The following is a 20,556-nucleotide window of genomic DNA, read 5'->3' as shown; positions in this document are numbered from 1 at the left end:
AAGTGGCCAAATAGACACGGAACGTCTGGCTCTCCATGCCGCGGTCACCGTGCCAATCCGAATTTATATTCTACTATGAATATTTTAGAAATAAAGTATTTAGGGGGTTAAATCCGTGCCTTCAAGGGTTTTCACCAAGGCCGCTGTCCAGCGGCCTGGTGAACCCTTTACACCAGGGCGTACTGGCGCAATGTGGCCTCTAGCTTGGAGCCATGCTCGTCGGCCAAGGCCGCATCGCGCAAGGCGCCCAGCATGGCTGGCGACAAGGTGCTGGGGTTGCGCTCCAGTGCCGACATCACGGTCTGGTAGTTGCGCAGCCCGCGAGCATGCGTATCGCCGTAGCCCTTGACCAGACGCTGACATTGGGCAATTTCCAAAGCCAGGGCCGGGTGAGCATCGGCCGCCTGCTCAATCTGCTTTAACCAGCTTTCAATGCGCTGTTGCTCGGCCTGGTAACGCAGCGTGCGACGACGCCAGCGTTTAAAGCCCGACAACAGATACAAAGGAATAAAGCCGCGCACCGAGCTGGTTTGAATAACACGTCCGGACTTGGTCAGCGATTTCACCAGTTTGTTGCCCCAAGTAGGACGCATCAGCCAGCGGCCAACACTGGCAAACGGCAGGATTTCGCTGATCTCTTCCACACGCGGATGCATGTATTCATTGATCGCCACGATCTGGCCATCGGCAGCACGCACTTCCTTGTGGACGCGGTCAAAACGACTGGCACGGGTTTTCAGCTCGGCCACGCGAATGGCATCTTCGTAAGACATCCACAAGGCCAGATACCGACCCGTTTCACGCACCAGGGCCACGTCATCCGGACGTGCGAAGCGGCTGATCTTTTTCAGGCGGTCCAGGTACAAATTGGCGTAATCCACATCCTGGAAATCCAGAACACGGCGCACCCCTTCCACCACGATGGGCTGGGCCTGCTCAGGCACTTCGGCACGAACACGGTCAATCAGCTTGGCAACAGCTGGGTCACGCGGAGCCAGCGTTGCCATATCAACCGGTTTGTTATCCGACTCGGCCTTGCCGGCATCACCTTCGGCCACACGAGCGTAAGCAGCGCCAAAAGCCTTCAGGCTGGGCTTGACGCCCACGCCACCGCGCTCAATTGTCTGCTCGAACTGGGTGCGGCTAAAGGGCAGCACACCCGTACTGGCCAAGGCACCAAACAGCACGGCGGAAATCACGCTGCCCGAGTCCTCGGCCGCTTTTTCCATATTGAAATACACAAAACGCTTGGCAGCCTGCGTGGCGTGCGCAATCAGCGCATTGTCATCCACCCGGCCATCGCCCATGGCCGATTTTTCGGCAATGGAGTAGACACGGTGCGTAGAGGCAATCAATGTGGTGCGGTCTTCGGTGACCAGGCCGCGCTGCACGGCGCGACCCGCTTCCATCAGCTCGGATGCCAGGACCACGTCCACATCGCCGGGCATGGGCATCAAGGCCAGCACCGGCCTCTTGCCATCAGGTGCGGCCGAGTGCGGAAACAGCTCCACATAATAAATCGTGGCACCGGTACGCTGGGCCACGCCCGGCACCGAGGTGGTTTGTGCAAAGTAGCCGTTTTGTTCGCCCAGGTTGACGATCCAGTCGGCCAGCACGCCGCCGCCTTCGCCACCCATGGCCAAAATAGCAATCTTGATTGGTTTGATCTGCATGATAAGAATCTCTACGGGTGTGCTTAGAAGGCCAGACGATCACGACGGGCAGCGTCACGACGCTGCAACCAGCCAATAAAGCCACGGCGGGTTTTTTCGCGGAACTTGTCCCAGCCAGTCGGGTTGCTGACGACTTGAGCCCGGTAGAACGAGGGGCACAGAATCGCCGCGTGGGAAACCTCACCACACAGACCGCAACCCACACAGCTGTTCATCACATTGGCCACCGGGTCCTGACGCAGAGCGTCCGGGTTGGGGCGAATCGACAGCGACGGACAACCGGACAGACGGATGCAGGAGTGATCGCCGGTACAGGTGTCCGGGTCCACGCCAAAGCGCTCGCGCACCACGCGCTCACCTGCCGCCACTGCCTTGCGGACCTGGCCTTTTTCGCGACGCTGACGGTTCAACATACATTCGCTTTGCGCCACCAGCACCTTGGGACCTTTTTCCTTGGTCGTCAGGGCCTCACGCAAAGTGGCCGTCATGGTCTTCAGATCGTAGGTGCGACGGATCATGCGCAGCCATTCCACACCCACGCCACGCGCGGCTTTCTCGATCAGGTGACCGGTACTGCGCGTTTCGTTCTTGGCCTTGGAGGACAGGATGTCCTGACCGCCCGTGGCGGCGGTGTAGCTGTTGTCGATCACAATGGTCAGGTTGTCACTGCGGTTAAATACCGCATTGGCAATACCACTGGTCAGACCGTTGTGCCAGAAACCGCCGTCACCCATGACCGAGATGGCGCGCTTGTCGGACTCCACGTTCAAGGCTGCCGAACCGGCGCCGCCCAGACCGTAGCCCATGGTGGTGTTACCCAGATTGAAGGGCGGCAAAATGGAGAACAGGTGACAGCCAATGTCGGCAGAGACGTGGTGTTCGCCCAGTTCGCGCTCCACCAGTTTCAACGCGGTAAAGATAGGACGCTCGGGACAGCCAGTACAAAACCCGGGAGGACGGGCATGAACGTTTTCGTCCAGGCTGCCCAACGGTTTGACTTCGGCGGCTTCCACGTCCACCAGGCTGGCTTGTTCCGCTTTTGGACGCTCCACCGTCTCGACTTTCATCGGGATCACACGTGGTTTGCGAGGAGCCAGAGGCTCGACGCGGCCATATTTTTCCATGAAAGCGCGCAGGCCTTTGAGCATGGTGGCGGTGTTGTATTCACCGGCCAGTGGCAGCAGGTCCTTGCCGTGCAGGGTGACGTCCACATTGTGGCGACGCACGATGTCGGAAATGTTCTGTTCCACAAAGTTGGGCTGACCCTCTTCCAGCACCAGCACCGCACGTTTGCCTTCGCAGAAACGGACGATTTCGGACTCGATCAGCGGGTAGGCCACGTTCATCACGTACATGGGCACTTTGGATTCGCCAAACACATCGGCCAGATCCAGGTGTTCCAAAGCGCGGATCACGGTGTTGTAGCCACCGCCCTGAACGATCAGACCCACATCGTCGGTGCCATCAGCAAAGAATTCATTGAGCTGACGCTCTTCGATGAACTTGACGGCGTTCGGCCAGCGCTGTTCGATCTTTTCTTTTTCATGCAGGAAGCTGGCAGGCGGCAACACAATGCGATTGATGTCGCGTGTGGGCTGCTCCATGGCTTCTTTAATGGTGAATTTGGCGCGGCGGTTGTCCGAGGCCACAAACTGACCATGCACGTGGCAGGCGCGAATGCGCAGCTGCAACATGACAGGGGTGTTGGACGCTTCGGACAAATCAAAACCGTCTTTGACCGCTTGCACAATACAGGGCAGGTTAGGACGCGGGTCCAGCATCCACATTTGCGACTTCATGGCAAAAGCGTGACTGCGCTCTTGCATGATGGACGAGCCTTCGCCGTAGTCTTCGCCCACGATGATCAGCGCACCGCCCTTGACCCCACCCGAGGCCAGGTTGGCCAACGCGTCAGAGGCCACGTTGGTGCCTACCGTCGCCTTGAAGGTGATGGCGCCACGCAGCGGGTAGTTGACCGACGCAGCCAGTGTGGCCGCCGCGGTCGCCTCGCTGGCGCTGTTTTCAAAACGGATTCCGTTCTCTTGCAAGATGTCCTGGGCATCGGCCAGCACGTCCATCAAGTGCGAGATAGGCGCACCCTGGTAACCGGCCACATAGGACACGCCCGATTCCAGCAGGGCCTTGGTCACCGCCAAGATGCCTTCGCCACTGAATACGTCTCCATCCCCCAGGCGCAGCTTTTTGACTTCTTCGACAAATGATCGCTCAGCCATTTTCTTTCCTTACTTACCGCGTATTGTGAACATGGTATTTATTTTCATCGGAATATGTTTATATCTCAACATATCCATTCTCATGGTTTTCCCTAGTAAAGACGCCAAATTATTTGCGACACGCGAACGGACAGCTTGGTTATAGTGAGCCCTGTTGCCGCCGCGCGGGGTCTTCAGGCCTGACCATCTGCTCGGGCCCACGCCCCTGCAGATTCGCGGCACCCACTAGCCTGTAATGACAATAAGCACCATGAGCCCCACCGAACACGACACCGTCTTTGTCGAAAATTACCTGCCCGCCCTGTTGGCCCAGGCCAGCCAGCTGATCTCTGCCGAATTCCACGAAGTGGTGCTGAGCAACGGTTTGTCCATTTCCGAATGGCGTGTCCTGTCCACCCTGTCCGGCGCGGGCGAGGTCAGTATTGGGCACCTGGCGCGCATTGCGACCACCAAGCAACCAACTGTCACCCGTTTGCTGGATCGACTGGAAAAACAAGGTTTATTGCGCCGCGTAGCCCACGATGTGGATCGTCGCATCACGCTGGTGCGCATTACCGAAGAAGGGCAGACCCTGATCTCCGGCCTGATTGCCAAGGCCCGCCTGCACGAGCAGGAGGTCGTCCAGCGCCTGCAACCCCTGGACGTCAATGCCCTCAAGGCCACCTTGCGACGCCTGATTTCCGAGCAGCACGACTATAACGAGCAGTAAAACGCAGCACGACCGCGCACACTATCGGTTCTAACCCTGCTGCCTGGGGATCTGGATGGTCCAGCCAGGAGTGGGAGAGAGAGACGGCCAGCATTCAGAAACACCACCCACACACCGCTCAGGCGATGTGTGGGTGGTGTTTTTTGTTGACGCAGTCCTGCCGGTTCCAACGCCCCCGGCCGACCGCTGGCCGGCACAGGGCGCTACCCGACCCGCCGTTTATTCAGGCTGAATGCCCAGGGTAGGGATCAGCTCGGAATAAACTTTGGAGTCGTTCTGCACACGCTCCAGCGTCTGGGCTGGGGTGGTGTAGAACTGGGCCAGACCACGGTTCTTGAAAGCCGCCTGCATCTCGGGAGTTTTCAGTGCCGCATCCACTTTTTCCTGAATTTCCTTTACCGTCTCATCGGACGTGGTGCCGGGAGCAAACAGTGCAAACGTAGTGGTAGGGATGCTGTTGGCGTGGCCGCCTGCTTCCTCGACAGTCGGCACGTTTGGCAGCAGCTCGGTCCGTTTGTCTGCACCGACGGCCAGGATCCGGACTTTACCGCCATTCACATGCTGGGATGCCAGAATGCCACCGACCAGCATGGCATCCGTCTCGCCACCCAGAATTGCATTGGTCGCCGGGGCCATGCCTTTGTAGGGAATGTAAGTGAAGTTCACGCCTTCCTCACGGCCCAGCAGGCCCATGCCCAGGTGCGTGACATGCCCACGTCCGCCTGTGCCCACATTGGTATCTCCGTTGGCCTTCTTGGCCTGGGCAATGAATTCCTTGTAATCCTTGGCCGGAAAGTCATTGCGCACCAGCAGATACAGGTTCACACCTGCTACCGTGGTGACCGGCTTCAAGTCTTTTTCCCATTTGTAGGGCAGGTTGCTGTAGAGCAGAGGGTTGGTCGATACCGCCAGACTGTCCACCATCAGCAAGGCCGAACCATCGCCTTTGGCCTTGACCACATTATCGGTGCCAATAATGGCATTGGCGCCCGGGCGGTTTTCAATCACAAAGACTTTGCCTGTGGCCTTGTTCAAATGCACACCCAGATCGCGGGCCAGAATGTCAGGCTCGGTGCCGGGCGGGTAGGGGACCACAATACGTACCTGCTCCGTGCTCGGCCAGGCCGCCTGAGCCATCATCGGCGCCAGAGCGCCTACTCCGGCCAGCAACAGGGCCAGCGTCGTATTTTTAAGCTGTTTCATTGTCCACTCCTTATCGTTATTAATTGCGGCCCGCCACCCACACTGGCAGCCCCCCGCAGCGTATTTACCATCGTCCAATCAAGATGTTCATCATGCGCTCATGCGCATTGGTACGATCTTCTACTGCAGCCCAGCTTTCGCTGGCACGCCCTTTCAGGGTGTCATGCCAGTCCAGCAGGCCTTCTTTCATACGCCGACAAACCGCCGCGTACGCCGGGTCCGCGCCCAGGTCGTGCAGCTCGTCAGGGTCTTGTTTCAAATCGAACAGCTGGGGCCGATAGCCCTGCCAATGTATGTATTTATAGTCACCATCGCGCAGCATCAGCCCCCGGCACTCCTCCACCCCGCGGCCCAGGATCTGACGGGCTTCCCGATACGCGTAGTCCAGACTGGCGACGGTATACTCACGAGCCCAAGCGGATTGACCGTGTAATAGGGGAATCAGGGAGCGGCCTTCCACGCGATGCTCCTGGGCGGGCAGTTGCAAGGCATCCAGAATCGTGGGCGTCACGTCCACACACTCCACAAAGGCATCACTGCCTTGTCCGCGTGTGGCGTTCGCCGACGCCCGGGGATCAACCACGATCAGCGGCACGCGAATAGCGTTTTCAAAAAAATATTCTTTCTCGCCCAGCCAGTGATCGCCCAGCAAATCACCATGATCCGAGCTGAAAATAATCAGCGTGTCTTTCAGGCGATCCTGCTGTTCGAGCTGGTCCAGCAAACGGCCGACCTCATCGTCGATCTGCTGGACCAGGCCCATATACACGGGCTTGATCGTGCGCCAGACCTCGTCCTGAGCGAAAGACCGGGACTCTTCATGCTGCTGATAGGCGGCATGGACCGGATGGGCCTGCTGGCGCTCGTGCTCGGCCCGCACTGGCGCACAGGCATCGTGCGCGCCAAAGCGGTCGTGGTAGGGCGCTGGCGCCTTGTACGGCCAATGCGGTTTGATGAAAGACAGGTGCAAGGCCCAGGGCTCTTCACCTTTGGCGGTGATGAAATCCATGGCGCGCTGGGTAAAGTAGGCGGTTTCAGAGTCCTGCGCCTTGACCCGTGCCGGCAGGCTGGCATTGCGCATGTACCAGCCAGAGGCAAACTGCCCCTGGGCGTCCTGGCTGCCGATCACATAATCTTCCCAGGGCCGCTCGCTGTCATAGCCCTTGCTGTGCAAATACTGGCGGTACTCACTATCGGGGCCCATCTCGAAGTGACCGTCATAGCGCTCGATGGCCGTAAACCCCCCTTGCCAGAAGCGCTCGGCTCCCTCGGGCTGGACCTGAAAGCGCCCGGCACGGGCGCCAGCCGGGTCCGGCACATGATGGGTCTTGCCCAGCAGATGGCAATCCCGTCCGGACTGGGCCAGATAATCGCCCAGATACAGCTCATCGATAGGGTGAGGAACGCGATTCCAGGTAACCCGGTGCGACAAGGGGTAGCGGCCGGTGTAATACGAAGCCCGTGCGGGGCCACAGACGGCCGAGTTCACATAGGCGCGATCAAAGCGCATCCCCATCGCCGCCAAACGATCCAGATTGGGCGTCTTTAATGCACCGCCGGGGGCATAACAGGACAGGTGATCCGCGCGTAACTGGTCACACATGATGAACAGTACATTCTTGATTTCCAACGACACCTGACTGGGCTGAGCCTGATCCATGTCCGCCTCTAAAAACCGATGCCGGGCCCGTGTCGTGCCCAGCGTCACAAAAAGGGTAGGCCATGTGTAAGCAAATGCATAACAGACCCGCTTGTTCTCCAGATTATTACCGCAGTCTGAGAAAAATTTCCGAATAATGTGATGGTTTAGGTATAAACCAGTAGAAGGGGGACTTGCCCGATGTTGCGCCCCACTGACAGGCCGCCGCGTGGTTAGAATAGAGAACCAACAACTCCATTTTGACGAGGGCACATGAATAGTCTAAGACGCATGTTGCAAATTCTGGACTTGTACGGTGCACACACGCCGGTGCTGGATGTGGAGACCATCTGCACCCGCCTGAGCTATCCTCCCGCCACCACCTATCGCTATCTGAAAGAGCTATGCAATAGCGGCCTGTTGATTCGCAGCCCAGAAGGCTACGCACCTGGGCCACGGTTTATTGAAATGGATTTGCTGATCCGCGAATTTGATCCGCTGGTCAGCCGCTGTCGCCCTCTGTTGCGATCTCTGGTTGAGCAAACCGGGCTGGATGTCCTGATTGGCCAGCAATATGGCGAACGCATTCTGACCACCCACCAGGAAACAGGGCCCGAGCGCTTCGAGCTGCTGTTTGGGCGAGGCCGCACGATGGACATGTTCCGCAGCTCCACGGCGCGCATCATCACCGCGTACCTGCCTACCCGTCATCTTCGCCGTTTGTACGAGAAAAACCAGCACCTGGATTATGTACAACGCCTGGGCAAGGACTGGCCGGCTTTTTCCGCGCATATGCAGGAGCTGCGTCGCGCCGGCTACTGCATCACCAAAGAACAGATCAATCCGGGCATAGGCGGGATTTCTGCACCCATTTTCGATGATGCCAAGCGTATCTTTGGCAGCCTGACCTTGCTGGGAAGCCTGGAACGCTTTGAGGCAATCAGCCCCGAGGCACTGGCCACCCTGATCCAGCCTGCTGCACGCGCCGTCAGCCGTTCTCTGGCACAGGCCTAAGGCCTCCCTGTCCACCGTGGTTTAAGCTGTTTTCACTCTTTTTCCTGCTCCACCCCGCTGGCCGCTGGGTGATTAACAAACCCGAACGGGATATGCACGGAGGGCAGAGCCTGCGCAGTAGGAATCAGGTGGGTAGTCTGGTCATCAAAGAAAATATGAGGCTGCAAGACCTCCAGCACCCGCCGCTTTTCAATGCCGCCCAGAAAGAAGGCCTCATTCACCTCGATGCCCCAGCTGCGTATGGTGTTGATCACACGCTCGTGAGCGGGTGCGTTGCGCGCCGTCACAATGGCAATACGCAGACGCGGCACATAGTCGGCATGGTGTTGCTGATGCTGCTGCTCCACTTCCTGAATATGCGCCAGTTTCAGCAAAAAAGCCTGCAAAAGGCCGGGATTATGCGGTTGCTGCACCAAACGCATTTCATGCTCGAAAAAAGCAGGCAAGCCCCCCTGCTGTTGGTAGACGCGCTCGGACTCGTCATCGGCAATCACGCCATCAAAATCAAAGGCCACACGAATCGGCTGATCGTCATAGGCATCCTCGTAAGAGGAGTTCAGGACCTGTCCAGCCGGATACCCTTGCTGCACCGCGCGATGCACGTCCTGCTGATTGGCGGACAGAAACAGGCTGATCGACAAGGGTTGGATATACGGGCTGGGATCGCCTCCTTGCAAAAAAACGGCTCGCGTAATGTCCAGACCATGGTGTCGAATCGAATTCATCACCCGCAGGCCGGTATTGGGATCGTTTCGAGACAGCAGCACCACCTCGACCAAGGGATCGTCGGGGGACAGGTCATTCAAGGCCAGCAAACGCCGGATAAAGGAGAAGGCCACGCCCGGTTTCAGGGGTTCGTGCTCGCGTGCCAGCTGATAGTCGCGATAGGCCGCCTCGCCCTGTTCCTGAAAGACCTGATGGGACTGGCTCAGATCAAACAGGGCGCTGGAGGCCAGCCCGATCACCAGCCGTTTTTCCAGGTCATAAGCCATGGTTTGCTCCGCAAGTGCGCAAAAAAACCAGCATACCAAAACACGAGGCAGGATCTGGCACTACCCAAGCAGAACAAAGCCTACTAAAGTGCAAGCACTATCCGCTTTGCGACACTGTGCCACCATGCCAACCACCAAACACTACACCCTTGTCCTGGGCAATCCCCACTACTCATCCTGGTCCCTGCGTCCCTGGCTGCTGATGAGCTACCTGGGCATGGACTTTGATGTGCGCTGGTTCAATTTCGGGCCCGCCTTCAGTACCCTGGCCTTTCACGAAATGGCCCCTGCCGGACACGTACCCGTGCTGCACACGCGCGGGCAAATCATTTGGGACAGCCTGGCTATTGTCGAGTATCTGGCCGAACAGCATCCCGGCGTCTGGCCCATTGACCCGATTGCCCGGGCCTGGGCACGCAGTGCCAGTGCGGAAATGCATGCCAACTTTTCTTCCCTGCGCACCCTATGCCCCTTTGCCGTGGCACTGCGCGCCCAGCATCACCGACAGGACATGCGTCTGCACGGCGAGCTTGAACGCCTGCAAACCCTCTGGCAAGAAGGTCTGAACCGCTTTGGGGGGCCTTTCCTGGCCGGCGAACGATTCAGCGCCGTCGATGCCTTTTATGCCCCTGTGGTGTTCCGTCTGCAAACCTATGGTCTGAAACTGGACCCCGCCTGCCAACGCTATGCGGACAGCCTGCTCGCCCTGCCAGCCATGCAGCACTGGCACCAGATGGCCTGTGAGGACAGCTGGCGCGACCCGGATCATGAGGCCGAAGTGTTGCATGTGGCCGATATACATCTGGATTTACGCCAGCCAGCCTAGTGTCAGCGAATAGCCATGTCAGCGCAGGCCTGAAAGAGTATCCTTGATGGTCCCGAATGATTTCGCTGGCAAGGATTACGCTGCATGGGCGACACGTACTTTCGCACGACACACTACCATTTCACCGAGCTGGACCCTCAGGCGCAGGACGCCTATACGGACTCGCTGTCTCAACAGGCACGGGCCAAGGCGGCCTGCCTGCGCTTTGATGTCGTACGCAAGGACCAGCCGCCGGGACAATGGGTGTTGTATGAAAGCTGGCAAGACAGCCAAAGCTGCCGGGACTTTCACGCCAGTGCTGCGGCCCAGACTCTGCAGAAAGCCCGGATCGAGCCGATGCTGAACCCCGCCGCGGCACCGGCTGACCCTTCCCTGGCCGCGCGCCCCGCCCGCAAGAAACGCCAATGGGACCCCTATGTGTGGATCAGTATCGCCATGTGTATCGGCGTGATGGGCACCGCTCTGGCCAGTCCGCTTTACCCGCTGTATCAGGACCGGTGGGACCTGAATGCCAGCCACATCACCCAGTTGTACGTGGCTTATATGGCCGCCGGTCTGACAGGCCTGCTGTTTCTGGGCCGTCTGAGCGACCTGAAAGGCTTTATGCCGGTGCTGCGCACCGGGCTGATTCTGGTCACCAGCGGTGTGACCTTGTCTGCCTTTGCCTGGGACGTGGGCAGTTTCCTGTTCAGCCGCATCATGATCGGGATGGCATCGAGCATGATTGTGACCTCGGCCTCCATCGGCCTGGGGCAATTTAACCGGGGTGGGGATGTACAACGCGCCGCCGCCACCACCTCGCTGATGCTGGCTTTTGGTTTTGGTCTGGGCCCGGTTGTGGGCGGCCTGATTGCACAATGGATACCCAATCCGCTGTTCTCAAGCTATCTTCCCTCCATGGTGCTGGGCATCCTGGCCATCTATGCGCTGTTCCAGATCAAACCCCTTGCCAGCAAGCAGCCCGTTGTGCAGGAAAAAAGCAGCTGGCGCACCTGGATGCCGCGGCTGACACTGCCCGCCACTCATTTGCGTCGTCCCTATCTGATTGGCTGTTTGTCGGCCTGCTGCGCCTTTGCCATGTTCAGCCTGTTTGCTTCCCTGGCACCCAGCTTCATGGAACAAATGGTGCCTTGGCATGGCCCGGCCACCAGCGGTCTGTCTATCGGGATCATCCTGTTTCTGTCCTCAGGCTTTCAGTTGCTGATCCGCCGCTGGCCCGCCAAGCGCAGCGTCATTGTGGGCCTGCTGTCCTTCACCCTGGCATGTATCGCCCTGCTGATTAACCTGTGGGCCAGCTCCTCGCTGCTGTTCATTTTGTGCGTGCTGCTGACCGCCTTTGGTCACGGCCTGTGCATGTACGGAGGCATGTCCATCGTGCAGCGCGTCTCGCCCCCTCACCAGCGTGCCGGTCTGACCTCCACTTACCTGATTACCGGCTATCTGGGCGCCATCCTGCCCATTCTGGGACTGGGCTGGCTGGCCGATCACCTGGGCCTGGACCAGGGCTTGATGATCTTTTGCAGCCTGATCGCCCTTGCCGCAACGGCGGTCTCCATCATTGCCTACCTGACGCCTGTTCTGCACAAACCGGCCTCCTGACAGCCCCCCCGGCAAGCCGTTCCCCCTTAAGAACGGCTTGCCGCGTCTGCTGCCCCCGTATATTCCCCTAGTCCATTTCAGCGCTTTCCTAGGGTTAGACCTTAAAAAGAAACGCGGCGACCCTCAGTAGAATAAAACCCGCTCCTTAACGTTTGGCAGCAACTCGCGAACGTATCCAAGTATCGCCCACAAGAATAAGCAATCCTTATCCAGGAGGCATTATGGCTGTTGCATTAAACAAGCTGTTGGTCAGTCTAGGCGCGGCGTTGGCCTGCTCGGCCGTCGCACAGGCGGCGGACTATCCGGACCACCCCATCAATATGGTGGTGCCGTTTGCCGCAGGCGGCCCGACCGACAACGTGGCCCGCGCCTTGGCCGAGTCCATGCGACCCGTACTGGGCCAGACCATTGTGGTCGAGAACAAGGGCGGGGCGGGCGGCTCCATCGGTACGGCTCAGGTTGCCCGTGCCAAGCCAGATGGCTACAACATCCTGTTGATGCACATCGGCTTTTCCACCGCACCGTCGCTTTACAAAAAGCCCGGCTATGACGCCATCAACGGCATGTCTCCCATTGGTCTTGTGGTGGACGTACCCATGACCATCATTGCCCGTGAGGACTTCCCCCCCAATAACATCCAGGAACTGGTGCAGTACCTGAAGGACAACCAGGACAAGGTCTCCCTGGCCAATGCCGGAATTGGCGCAGCCAGCCACCTGTGCGGCACCATGTTCACCGAAGCACTGGGTATCGATCTGCTGACCGTGCCCTACAAAGGCACGGCCCCCGCCATTGCGGACCTGATGGGCAAGCAGGTGGACATCATGTGTGACCAGACCACCAACACCACTCAGCAAATCAAGTCAGGCAAGGTCAAGGTATATGCCGTCACCAGCCGTGAGCGGGTCCCCACATTCCCCGATGTCCCCACCATGCAGGAGTCAGGCTTCAAAGACTTTGAAGTCGGCATCTGGCACGGCATGTGGGCTCCCAAAGACACGCCCCAGCCTGTAGTCGACACCTTGGTAAAGGCCCTGCAGGCAGGTCTGGCCGACGAGGATTTCAAAAAGCGCATGGCCACCCTGGGTGCCACCGTCATGCAAAACGAGGCCAACCCGGCAGCCCTGCAAGCCAAGGTAGAGCAACAAGTGCCCCAATGGGCTGAGTTGTTCAAGAAAGTGGGCGTGGAGCCCCAATAAAATCGCTTAGCCCAAAGGCTTTTGAAAAGGACGCTTAGGCGTCCTTTTTTTTGGCTTGAGGAACGGTCTATCATAGCGGTGGATAGCCTGTTCGGATGAGAAAGAGGCAATGCGCCCTCAGGCTCCTGGCGATTCAAGAAACGCCGATCAAGAAAGGCTCGGACTTAACGACTAAAGGACATCCGGCCAAGAGAGGCTCGGACTCATCGAGTCTTAATCCGTCTTTCGAACCGCAGCATCCAGTTCCTGCAATCGCGCCCAAAGCTCCTGAAAATCCAGATCCTGCGTGATCAATACCATGCGCCCTTGCTGATCCGGCCAAGGCCAGTGAGGCACGGTCTGCCAAGGGTAGGACTGATGCTGCACGGCATGAATCACCTGTGGCTGGTCCATGCCTTGTACGGGCAGAACCGCCTTCAGGCGGAGGAGACGAGGGCCCGCCCATTGGCACAGATTCGACAGCCAGGATTGCAGCGTGTCGGCAGGCAAAGGCTGGGGGAACAGAGCGCTTAACGAATAGATGGAGTCTCCATGGCGGGAGGTATCCGGCATACTGACCGCCGACGTTCCTGGACGCTCTCCCTGCGGGTGAGCAGACTCAGAACTGTTGCTGTTGCCAGCCAGGGTGCCCGTGCCGTGGCCATGGCTATGGCTATGGCTATGGCTATGGCTATGGCTATGGCTATGGCTATGGCTATGGCTATGCACATGATCGTGATCGTGATCGTGATCGTGATCGTGATCGTGATCGTGATCGCCAGTATCTTGCCCCAGCACCTCAAAAGCCTCCAGGCTCCAGGCCCGTCCTTGTCCGACTTGCTCGCCCAAGCCCAACAGGCTGGGAGCAACAGGCTGCCCGGCCCTCAGGATCTGCTGTTGCGCCAAAGGATTCAAGCCACGTACATATTCACGCAGCGCCGTTTCAGTCCCTGCATCCACCCGGTCACGCTTGCTAAACAGCAGCAGGTCGGCCACGGCCACCTGTCGCTGTGCCTCGGCATGGCGCGCCAGCGTTTCCAGTCCATGCTCCAAATCCACCACCGTCGCCACACCCGCCAGGCTGTACTTGCCCGCCAATTGTGGATCACTTAACAAGGTGTGCAAGATGGGTGCGGGATTGGCCAGCCCGGTCGTCTCAATCAGCACCCGTCGAAACTGCCGCTGACCTGCCCGCGAAAAACGCCAGGTAATGTCGCGCAAGGTCTGCACCAGATCACGCCGTATGGTGCAGCACAGGCAACCGCTGCCCATGGCCTCGATCACGTTTTCCTGGCTGTGCGCCACCAGATGATGGTCCAGCGCCGTCTGCCCAAACTCATTGATGATGACCAGGGTGTCGGCCATCTGTGCTTCTTGCAAAGCACGATTGATCAGAGTCGTTTTCCCGCTGCCCAGAAAACCGGTCAACAGTGTGACGGGGATAGGGCCTTGTGCAGATTTGGGCATCGCATTCATCCGGCTAAGGGCCCGCCGTCGGGCCACCAGCCATTATACGAAGCCCAACACTGTTCCTTCTAGCGTAGAAACCGGGCCTCAATCTGACGCATATGGGCATCACCTTGCAAACCAATAATGGTTTTGACGGAAGGCAAGCCGGCATCCACATTCTGAATGCCACCATCCTGGCGAATCTGGGCAAATACAGCTTGCATGGCCCCTACGGCCGCACGAATCGCATGATTGCCGTAAATCACCACGCCCACCTTGCCCAGTCGCGCAATGTCCGCCTCGGTCAGTTGAGGGTAGGCCGTTGGCACCAGCACCAACGGCACCTTGCCGGTCCAGGCCTGCACAAAGGACAGAATCTGGTCTGGCGTGGCTTGTTTGGAGTGAATCAAAATGGCATCTGCACCCGCCTGCTCGTAAGCCAGCCCCCGCTTCAGGGCCTCTTCCTGCCCCAGGCCAGCAATCAGGGCCTCGACCCGCGCAATGATCAGAAAGTCAGGGTCACGGCGAGCAGCGCACGCCGCTTCAATCTTGCCCTGAAACTCGTCAATGCGTGCTAGTTCCTGACGCCCATCCGCCCGCAGGCTGGTGTCTTTAGGAAAGGTTTTATCCTCCATCACAATGGCACTGGCTCCCGCCGCTTCGTACAGCGGGATGACGTAGCTGACATTTACCGCATTGCCAAAGCCGGTATCAATATCGGCAATCAAAGGGATGTCCACGGTCGAGGCGATCGCCCGCATCATCTCCAGGTGGGTGCCCATCGACAGGATATTGGCGTCGGGCACGGCATAACTGGCTGACAACTCAAAACCGCTACCCCAAATTGCCCCGAAACCGGCATCCTGAGCCAGGCGGGCAGACAGGGGATTATGTGCGGCCATTGCCGTCATCAAACGCCCTTGGGAGAACGCTTCTTTCAACACCTGGTTTTTTTTGCTATTCACACTATTTCTCCGTAAGGAATCAGCTCAGTCGCGCAATGGCCTGGGCAATGCGGCTCATCGCCTCCTCCAGCTCCTGATCGCTGGAGGCATAAGACACCCGAAAGTGACCCGGTAGTTCAAACGCCGAACCGGGCACCACGGCCACCCCTGCACTGCGCAGGAAATACATGCACAGGTCCTTGTCGGTACTGATCAACTGGCCCGACGGGTCCCGCAGGCCCAATACGCCTTGGCAGCTAGGGAAGACATAAAACGCCCCCATGGGCAGATCGCATTCAATGCCCGGCATGACATTGAGCGCGGCTACCACATTGTCACGGCGGCGGCGGAACGCTTCCACAAACTCGGGCAAAAATTCCATGGGGCCATCCAGTGCGGCCACGGCCGCTGCCTGGCTGATGGAGCTGGTATGGGACGTCGCTTGCGACTGCACCAGATTCATGGCCTTGATCAGAGGCAGCGGACCGGCGGCGAATCCTACCCGCCAGCCGGTCATTGCATAGGCCTTGGAGACGCCATTGATGGTCAAGGTGCGCGCCGCCATGTTCGGCGACAAGGCAGCAGGCGTCGCGAAGGGTTCGTCGCTATAGCGGATTTTTTCGTATACATCATCGGCCATCACCCAGACATGCGGGTGGCGCAACAGCACTTGCTCCAGCGCTTCCAGTTCCTGCCGTGAATACACGGCACCACTGGGATTGGAGGGAGAATTGAGCATCAGCCATTTGGTACGGGGGGTGATGGCACGTTCAAGCTGGTCGGCTTGCAGCTTGAAGCCGGCTTGTGCACTGCAACGCACAATGACTGGCTGGCCACCTGCCAACAAGACCATTTCAGGGTAAGACACCCAGGCAGGGGTAGGGATAATGACCTCATCCCCGTCCTGCACGGTGGCCTGCAAGGCGTTATACAAGGCTTGTTTGGCCCCGCAACCCACCTGGATCTGATCCGGGCTGAAATGCAGGCCATTGTCACACTCGAACTTGCGCACCACGGCCTCCCGCAAGGCCAGGGTGCCGGCTACTTCGGTATAGCGGGACTCATTGCGATCAATCGCTTCTTTGGCCGCCTGACGCACATGCTCGGGGGTTGCAAAGTCCGGCTCGCCCTGACTGAGGGTAATCACAGACTGCCCCTGTTGCCGCATTTGATTGGCCAGACGCGTCATCTCTTTGGTGGCCGATGCCTTGGCTCCCAACACGCGCTGGGCCAGCGCGATCTCTTCCTGACATTGCACAAAGCTCATTGTGTCCATCCTACTTTTACTTTGAAAACGAAACGGGTCAGCAGCAGCGGCAGAAATATCGCCATCAACAGCACCAGGCTATAGGCACTGGCCTGAGCCAAACGCCCACTGTCCACCAATTGAAAAACCTCGATAGGCAGGGTGCTCATCCCGCCAAAATACAGAACCACCGTGGCGGATAACTCCGACAAGGTCGTGATCCACATCAGCACCGTGGCCGCAATGACGGCAGGCCATACCACCGGCAGAACGACCTTTGCAAAGGTGGGCATCGGGGCCACGCCCAAACTGATAGAGGCCTCCTCGATAGAATTGCGCAAGTTATGCAAAGGCCCCATGGCCGCCCGCACACTGGTGGGCACCCGGCGTAAAAAGTAGGCCAGCGCCATAATCACCCAACTGCCCGTCAGCACCAGCCAGCCGCTGTTAAACACATTGATCAAAGCAATGCCCAGTACCGTGCCGGCAATCGTCAAGGGCAGCATGACCAGCACATCCAGGCCCGCACTCAGGCCTGACGGCCGTTTCACGATCAGATAGGCCGCCACGATGGAAAACACGGCACCAGTACTGGTTGCCGCAGCACCCAGCAGCAAGGAGTTGTACAAAGGTCCGGGGGCCTGCACCAAGGCTTGCTGCATATGGCTCAAGGTAAAGCCGCCATACTTCAGCACCGGCCCGATAGAGGGCGTAAATGCAGTGACAATCACCACCATCACGGGTAGCACTGACAGCACAATCAGGATCGATACCAACGTGGCACACACAGCGGCCTGCCAGGCACGCAGGGGCACGCGCTCCGGAGCTCGTCCGGACTCCATCTGATAGGTGCGTCGGGCTACCACCCACTTTTGAATAAGCAGCAAGGCCAGGCCCAAAAACACCAGCAAAGAAGCCATGGTGGTCTGCATTTGCGGATTACCACCCATCTCGCTGACAAACTCGTTATATGTCTTGACCGCCAGCACGGGGGTGCGGGCTCCCAGAATGGCCGGAACACCAAAATCCCCGATGACATGCATGAAAACCAGCACCGCGGCACCACATAAAGCTGGCACCATCAAAGGAAAGGTCACCGTGCGCAAGGTGCGAACGGGGGAGCTGCCCAGACTCAGGCCCGCCTCTTCCAGGTTGCGATCCATGGACTTCAAACCTACCAGCACGGCAACATAGGCGTACACGTAGTTGTTCAAGGTCATCACAAAAACCAGACCCCACCAGGCATACAAGGACGGCAGTTCCAGACCCAAGGGCGCCAGCAAGCTATTGAGCACACCTTGTTTACCCAGCACCACGATCCAGGCCGCCGCCACCACCACATCTGGAATGACCAGGGTCAGCAGGGGCAAAACACCCAGACAGGCAGCCAAGGGGAAGGAAAAGCGAGCGGCGGCCAGGGCCAAACCAGCGCCCAGCACCAGACTGAGCAGGGTAACCGCGCCTCCTAGCCACAAGGTGTTGAACAGGCTCTCCCGGTAAGCGGGCTCAGAGAAGAACTGCACGTAGCCGTGCAAGCCAAACTGACCTTCCTTGTTGAACAGGGAACTGGTCAGCATGGACAAGACCGGCCACAGTAAAAAGTAGCCCAGCAAGGCCACCGCCCCCAGCGCCAGCATCAACCAGGCTGGATCGCGTCGCAAAGAACCCAGCATCATGTCCGCTCCACCAAAAGAGCCGACTCGGGAACACGCAATACCACCGCATCGCCCCGTTCCCAACTTTGGCTGACGCCGGTATTCCAGACCACCGCCTTCAGAAAACCGAATTCGGTGCGCAATTGATATGCCGTGCTGGGGCCCCGGTAATCCACGCTCTCAATTCGCGCGGCAATGTCCCCCTCGTCAAGCGGACGCAAGGCATCCACACTCAGGGTTTCAGGCCGCACAGCCAACATCGTCTGCTCAGAAAAACGCCCGGCAGACTGGATACGCACAATGCAGCCTGCCGTCCGGAAGCGGCGGCAGCCGTCTGTGGCTTGACCGATCTCCTCCTGAAGCTCGATCAGATTGGCCCCTCCGACAAAATCAGCCACAAAGCTGTTGTCAGGGCAGCGATAAATCTGCTCAGGTGTCCCGACCTGGCGGACGCAGCCCCGATCCATGACGGCAATGTAATCAGACACGCTCAGCGCTTCTTCTTGATCATGCGTCACAAACACGGTAGTAATGCCGGCTTCCTGCTGCAAGTCCCGCAGCATCTCGCGCAGATCGGTGCGCAGCTTTGCATCCAGGGCAGACAAAGGCTCATCCAGCAAGAGCAGATCGGGCTTGATCACCAAAGCGCGTGCCATGGCCACTCGCTGTCGCTGCCCACCAGACAAGGCGGACGGCAAAGCATCTGCCTTGTCCTTCAAGCCCACGCGCGCCAGCATTTCCAAAGCGGGGACACGAGCCTGGGAGCGAGACTGACCACGCGCCAGCAAACCGTAGCTGACGTTATCCAGCACGCTGCGATCCGGAAACAGCGCGTAATCCTGAAACACCATGCCCACATTGCGTTTGTGCACAGGCACTCGCGTCATGTCTGTTTGGCCGAACAGCACCTTGCCATGATCAGGGCGCACAAACCCGGCCAGCATGCGCAGCAAGGTCGTCTTGCCACAACCCGATGGCCCCAGCAGGGTAAACAAGGAGCCACTAGGGATGTCCAGATCCAAACCGTGAAACAAAGTCTGTGAGCCGTAGCTTTGCTCAATACCTGATAGATATATCTGCATACCCGTCCCGCCTAGCGCTGGGAAACCAGTGCACGCCAACGTGCCAGGAAGGCTTCACGATCCGCACCCATACGATCATCATCCAGCGCATGCACACGGATCTGATCCATGGCAGGCAAGCTTGTCAGCGTATTGACCGCAATATCGCTGCGCAAAGGGCGGCGGAACGCGCTTTTGAACACCTCTTCCTGCGCAGGGCGGGAGGCAAGGAAGTCATACAGCTTGCGAGCGGATTCGGGGTTACGCCCACCCTTGATCAAGGCCATGCCTTCCGGCGACAAGAAAGTGCCCTCTTTGGGGTAGACCAGGTCAATCGTATCCAGACCACCAGCTACATATTGATAGGCGGCATATTCCATCGTTACCGCAACCGCGAACTCACCATTAGCAACGCCCTCGTAGGCGCCGGAGGTGGTTCCGACCACAACTGCATTGCGCACAACCTTCTCAAACACCTCCTGGCCCATCAAATCCTGCAGGCCATACAAGGCAACATAAGAAGAACTGCTGCGCTCCGGATCTGGAATCACGATCTTGCCCTTCCAGGCCGGATCAGCCAGATCCGCCCAGCTGGCAGGCGCCTTGAGCTGGCCCAACTGACGCTCGTTAAGCATCAATACCGTGACATGGGTATTGGTACCCAGCCAGCGTTGCCCGGCTCCCTGATACTGAGCACCTACTGCACTGGCCTCGGGCGACGAATAGGGCGCCAGGTACTCGGCATACTGCGACAAGGTAGAAAATCCGCCCGACCAGAACAAATCGCCCAGGGGTTGCTCTGCTTCGGCCTTGATACGCTGCATCAGAGCACCGGAACCAGCCCGCACCACGGACACCGATATCTCGGGGTGAACCTGACGGAACTGCTCAATCACCGTGTTCACCACATCGATGTTATTGGAGGAGTACAACACCACTTCATCCGCCTTGGCAGCCCCCGTACCCAGGCAGGAAAGCATGAGCAAAGCGGATAGATAAGAGAAACGGTTTTGCATGATTATTTCCTGTAATTTCAATAAAATTGCATGAAAATCATGGTATTTATCTTAGATGACCGTTCTGTTACACCCTACACCTACCCCCTGTTAAGCGTGGCCCTATCATGAGTTTTAA

16 protein-coding genes and 1 pseudogene are annotated in these 20,556 nt (G+C 58.4%); 6 read left to right on the top strand and 11 right to left on the bottom strand.

The genetic code is table 11. From position 1 onward, the window contains the following. Positions 1 to 167: 167 nt before the first annotated feature. Together RSQ48_RS00265 and RSQ48_RS00260 are read right to left on the bottom strand one after the other, a co-directional pair. Entirely contained in the window at positions 168 to 1,673 is a 1,506-nt protein-coding gene (locus RSQ48_RS00265) for an indolepyruvate oxidoreductase subunit beta family protein (protein ID WP_003800690.1), read from the bottom strand. A 23-nt stretch (positions 1,674 to 1,696) separates the two neighbouring features. Next, complete coding sequence (locus RSQ48_RS00260; RefSeq protein ID WP_003800693.1) at positions 1,697 to 3,907, bottom strand: indolepyruvate ferredoxin oxidoreductase subunit alpha; 2,211 nt, start codon at positions 3,905 to 3,907, stop codon at positions 1,697 to 1,699. Between the two features lie 250 nt (positions 3,908 to 4,157). Here RSQ48_RS00260 and RSQ48_RS00255 point away from each other — a divergent pair, with 250 nt between their 5' ends. Next, positions 4,158 to 4,616, top strand: a complete 459-nt coding sequence (locus tag RSQ48_RS00255; protein ID WP_003800695.1) for a MarR family winged helix-turn-helix transcriptional regulator — start codon at positions 4,158 to 4,160, stop codon at positions 4,614 to 4,616. Between the two features lie 219 nt (positions 4,617 to 4,835). Here the strand turns inward: RSQ48_RS00255 and RSQ48_RS00250 are convergent, their stop codons facing one another. Both RSQ48_RS00250 and RSQ48_RS00245 read right to left on the bottom strand, forming a co-directional pair. Then, the gene (locus tag RSQ48_RS00250; RefSeq protein ID WP_415302024.1) at positions 4,836 to 5,819 is read right to left on the bottom strand and encodes a Bug family tripartite tricarboxylate transporter substrate binding protein; all 984 of its coding nucleotides are present in this window, start codon (positions 5,817 to 5,819) and stop codon (positions 4,836 to 4,838) included. A gap of 64 nt (positions 5,820 to 5,883) precedes the next feature. After that, positions 5,884 to 7,479, bottom strand: a complete 1,596-nt coding sequence (locus RSQ48_RS00245; RefSeq protein WP_059318413.1) for a sulfatase-like hydrolase/transferase — start codon at positions 7,477 to 7,479, stop codon at positions 5,884 to 5,886. A 252-nt stretch (positions 7,480 to 7,731) separates the two neighbouring features. Between RSQ48_RS00245 and RSQ48_RS00240 the strand changes: the two genes are divergently transcribed. Continuing rightward, complete coding sequence (locus RSQ48_RS00240) at positions 7,732 to 8,472, top strand: IclR family transcriptional regulator (RefSeq protein ID WP_039943129.1); 741 nt, start codon at positions 7,732 to 7,734, stop codon at positions 8,470 to 8,472. A 32-nt stretch (positions 8,473 to 8,504) separates the two neighbouring features. On the opposite strand, the gene RSQ48_RS00235 is transcribed toward RSQ48_RS00240, so the two are convergent. Beyond that, positions 8,505 to 9,464 carry a 5'-nucleotidase gene (locus RSQ48_RS00235; protein ID WP_415302023.1) on the bottom strand — a complete coding sequence of 320 codons (960 nt, stop codon included), beginning with the start codon at positions 9,462 to 9,464 and terminating at the stop codon, positions 8,505 to 8,507. Positions 9,465 to 9,588: 124 nt separating this feature from the next. Here RSQ48_RS00235 and RSQ48_RS00230 point away from each other — a divergent pair, with 124 nt between their 5' ends. The 4 genes and pseudogenes from RSQ48_RS00230 to RSQ48_RS00215 all read left to right on the top strand — a co-directional run bounded on the left by RSQ48_RS00230 (position 9,589) and on the right by RSQ48_RS00215 (position 13,088). Beyond that, positions 9,589 to 10,290: a glutathione S-transferase gene (locus tag RSQ48_RS00230; protein WP_059318414.1), complete on the top strand. Its 702-nt coding sequence runs from the start codon at positions 9,589 to 9,591 to the stop codon at positions 10,288 to 10,290. Between the two features lie 84 nt (positions 10,291 to 10,374). Then, a pseudogene (locus RSQ48_RS00225) lies at positions 10,375 to 10,599 on the top strand (antibiotic biosynthesis monooxygenase); the annotation flags it as partial. Between the two features lie 126 nt (positions 10,600 to 10,725). Continuing rightward, positions 10,726 to 11,889 carry an MFS transporter gene (locus tag RSQ48_RS00220; protein ID WP_039943166.1) on the top strand — a complete coding sequence of 388 codons (1,164 nt, stop codon included), beginning with the start codon at positions 10,726 to 10,728 and terminating at the stop codon, positions 11,887 to 11,889. Positions 11,890 to 12,110: 221 nt separating this feature from the next. Continuing rightward, positions 12,111 to 13,088: a tripartite tricarboxylate transporter substrate binding protein BugD gene (locus tag RSQ48_RS00215; protein WP_003800710.1), complete on the top strand. Its 978-nt coding sequence runs from the start codon at positions 12,111 to 12,113 to the stop codon at positions 13,086 to 13,088. 213 nt (positions 13,089 to 13,301) lie between these two features. Here RSQ48_RS00215 and RSQ48_RS00210 read toward each other — a convergent pair whose 3' ends face one another. The 6 genes from RSQ48_RS00210 to RSQ48_RS00185 form a co-directional block, all read right to left on the bottom strand. Next, complete coding sequence (locus tag RSQ48_RS00210; protein ID WP_415302022.1) at positions 13,302 to 14,534, bottom strand: CobW family GTP-binding protein; 1,233 nt, start codon at positions 14,532 to 14,534, stop codon at positions 13,302 to 13,304. Between the two features lie 68 nt (positions 14,535 to 14,602). Further along, positions 14,603 to 15,481, bottom strand: coding sequence for a phosphonopyruvate hydrolase (locus tag RSQ48_RS00205; protein ID WP_336580048.1), 879 nt, complete (start codon positions 15,479 to 15,481; stop codon positions 14,603 to 14,605). A 19-nt stretch (positions 15,482 to 15,500) separates the two neighbouring features. Further along, entirely contained in the window at positions 15,501 to 16,727 is a 1,227-nt protein-coding gene (locus RSQ48_RS00200; protein WP_240209151.1) for a pyridoxal phosphate-dependent aminotransferase, read from the bottom strand. After that, complete coding sequence (locus RSQ48_RS00195; RefSeq protein WP_059318418.1) at positions 16,724 to 18,382, bottom strand: ABC transporter permease; 1,659 nt, start codon at positions 18,380 to 18,382, stop codon at positions 16,724 to 16,726. Before RSQ48_RS00195 ends, RSQ48_RS00200 begins: the two co-directional genes overlap by 4 nt. Then, a complete protein-coding gene (locus tag RSQ48_RS00190) occupies positions 18,379 to 19,443 on the bottom strand; it encodes an ABC transporter ATP-binding protein (RefSeq protein WP_059318419.1) in 1,065 nt (354 codons plus the stop codon). The genes RSQ48_RS00195 and RSQ48_RS00190 overlap by 4 nt, the downstream gene beginning before the upstream one ends. Positions 19,444 to 19,454: 11 nt before the next feature. Beyond that, a complete protein-coding gene (locus RSQ48_RS00185) occupies positions 19,455 to 20,438 on the bottom strand; it encodes an ABC transporter substrate-binding protein (RefSeq protein WP_081050078.1) in 984 nt (327 codons plus the stop codon). Between the last annotated feature and the right edge of the window lie 118 nt (positions 20,439 to 20,556).

The organism is Alcaligenes sp. SJTW-7 (genome assembly GCF_047716895.1).
GTDB lineage: Bacteria > Pseudomonadota > Gammaproteobacteria > Burkholderiales > Burkholderiaceae_B > Alcaligenes > Alcaligenes ammonioxydans.
This window is presented reverse-complemented; position numbering and strand designations above follow the sequence as displayed.

Coding starts and splice junctions, on each gene's coding strand:
- RSQ48_RS00255 (WP_003800695.1), top strand. CDS start 4,158: ATGAGCCCCACCGAACACGACACCGTCTTTGTCGAAAATTACCTGCCC.
- RSQ48_RS00230 (WP_059318414.1), top strand. CDS start 9,589: ATGCCAACCACCAAACACTACACCCTTGTCCTGGGCAATCCCCACTAC.
- RSQ48_RS00190 (WP_059318419.1), bottom strand. CDS start 19,443: ATGCAGATATATCTATCAGGTATTGAGCAAAGCTACGGCTCACAGACT.
- RSQ48_RS00200 (WP_240209151.1), bottom strand. CDS start 16,727: ATGAGCTTTGTGCAATGTCAGGAAGAGATCGCGCTGGCCCAGCGCGTG.
- RSQ48_RS00265 (WP_003800690.1), bottom strand. CDS start 1,673: ATGCAGATCAAACCAATCAAGATTGCTATTTTGGCCATGGGTGGCGAA.
- RSQ48_RS00210 (WP_415302022.1), bottom strand. CDS start 14,534: ATGCCCAAATCTGCACAAGGCCCTATCCCCGTCACACTGTTGACCGGT.
- RSQ48_RS00185 (WP_081050078.1), bottom strand. CDS start 20,438: ATGCAAAACCGTTTCTCTTATCTATCCGCTTTGCTCATGCTTTCCTGC.
- RSQ48_RS00240 (WP_039943129.1), top strand. CDS start 7,732: ATGAATAGTCTAAGACGCATGTTGCAAATTCTGGACTTGTACGGTGCA.
- RSQ48_RS00215 (WP_003800710.1), top strand. CDS start 12,111: ATGGCTGTTGCATTAAACAAGCTGTTGGTCAGTCTAGGCGCGGCGTTG.
- RSQ48_RS00220 (WP_039943166.1), top strand. CDS start 10,726: ATGTGTATCGGCGTGATGGGCACCGCTCTGGCCAGTCCGCTTTACCCG.
- RSQ48_RS00195 (WP_059318418.1), bottom strand. CDS start 18,382: ATGATGCTGGGTTCTTTGCGACGCGATCCAGCCTGGTTGATGCTGGCG.
- RSQ48_RS00245 (WP_059318413.1), bottom strand. CDS start 7,479: ATGGATCAGGCTCAGCCCAGTCAGGTGTCGTTGGAAATCAAGAATGTA.
- RSQ48_RS00260 (WP_003800693.1), bottom strand. CDS start 3,907: ATGGCTGAGCGATCATTTGTCGAAGAAGTCAAAAAGCTGCGCCTGGGG.
- RSQ48_RS00235 (WP_415302023.1), bottom strand. CDS start 9,464: ATGGCTTATGACCTGGAAAAACGGCTGGTGATCGGGCTGGCCTCCAGC.
- RSQ48_RS00250 (WP_415302024.1), bottom strand. CDS start 5,819: ATGAAACAGCTTAAAAATACGACGCTGGCCCTGTTGCTGGCCGGAGTA.